Source organism: Caballeronia glathei (genome assembly GCF_000698595.1).
GTDB classification, from domain to species: domain Bacteria; phylum Pseudomonadota; class Gammaproteobacteria; order Burkholderiales; family Burkholderiaceae; genus Caballeronia; species Caballeronia glathei.
This window is the reverse complement of the sequence record NZ_JFHC01000222.1, coordinates 1-1453: the sequence shown is the minus strand read 5'-3', so window position 1 is coordinate 1453 and position 1453 is coordinate 1. Positions and strand designations below refer to the sequence as shown.

Here is a 1453-nt window from a genome sequence, read left to right as displayed (position 1 = left end):
CGCAATGAACTGACCCCTCAAAGTTGGACAGTTAAAAGCTACGCGGCCACGGGCTGGGTCCTGAATTGCACGGGACTCAGCCCGTGTAGTTTGAGCCTGATGCGTTCGTGATTGTAGTAGTGGATGTAATTGCGCAGTCCGGCCTGCAGTTGCTCGATGCTAGCGAAGCGGTTGAGGCGGAAGAATTCGGACTTCAGTGTGCCGAAGAAGCTCTCCATGGCCGCGTTGTCCAGACAGTTCCCCTTGCGCGACATACTCTGCTGCAAGCCGTGAGTCACCAGCGTCTGCCGGTACGCAGCCATCTGATACTGCCAGCCCTGATCCGAATGCAGCAATGGCCTGTCGCTGCCACCCAGCCGGCTTATCGCCTTCTTCACCATGCCGCTGACCAGTTCGAAGCACGGCCGTCGAGCCATCTGGAACGCCACGATTTCGCCGTTATACAGGTCCATGACGGGCGACAGATAAAGCTTCTGCCCGTTGACGTTGAACTCCGTCACATCGGTGACCCATTTCTGGTTGGGCCGCTGCGCATCGAACTGCCGCCTGAGCAGGTTTGGCGCCACGCGTCCCACTGCGCCCCGGTATGAGCGGTATTTCTTTGGCCGCACCAGTGACTTCAACTGCATTTGTCCCATCAGTCGTTGCACCGTCTTGTGATTGATGATCTGGCCAGCGTGCCGCAGCGTTGCCGTAATGCGCCGGTAGCCATAGCGGCCCTTGTGCCGATCGAACACCGCGCGGATCTGCTCCTTGAGCTCGACACGCCGCTCGCCCGCTGCCAGCAGCTTGAGCTGGTAGTAAAACGTACTGCGTGCCAGAGCGGCGGCCTTCAGCAGTGCCGTTACGGGATGGTGTTGCCTGAGTTCGCACACTATCTGCGTTTTTTCCTTAGCGCCGCCCGCTTCTTTGCCTCGAGCAGCGCATCGAACTTTTTTAGGTAGGCCACCTCCGCACGCAGATACTCGATCTCCTTGAGCAGGTCTTCGCGTGTGCGCCCATCCGGTGCAGTCTGTTCAGTGGGTTTTTCTGGCTGTGAGGCAGTCATTTTCCGGGGGCACCCCCGTGAACGGGGCGCCAGAGCGTCTAGACCGCCTTCATCATACAGACGCGCCCATCGCGCCACGCTACCCGAGTCGCGAATATCGAACAGGGCCGTCACCTGTCGATATGACAAATCATCGCTCCACATGCGCCGTAACACCTGCATCTTGAACCGTGCGTCGTAGCGCACGAATTTCTTGCGCAGCCCTGCGCTGCCGTGGTTCTCGTAGCTCGCAATCCATCGACGCAGCATCGAATAATCCACGCCGTGCCGTGCGGCCAGCCCTTCCACGCCAATGCCGCCGGCCAGGTATTCGTCCACCAGTTGTTGCCGGAACTGCTCGTTGTACTTCGCCATGAAAAACACCCCAAAGGTTGGATCGGTGTCCAACTTTTGGGGTGCAGTTCA

At 58.9% G+C, this 1453-nt stretch carries 1 protein-coding gene; it reads right to left on the bottom strand.

Annotation, left to right across the window (positions count from 1 at the left end):
• Window positions 1-38: 38 nt before the first annotated feature.
• A protein-coding gene (locus tag BG61_RS42630; protein ID WP_132450286.1) for an IS3 family transposase occupies window positions 39-1402 on the bottom strand; the annotation gives its coding sequence in 2 pieces (ribosomal slippage) (window positions 39-931 and window positions 931-1402; 1365 coding nt in all).
• Window positions 1403-1453: the final 51 nt, after the last annotated feature.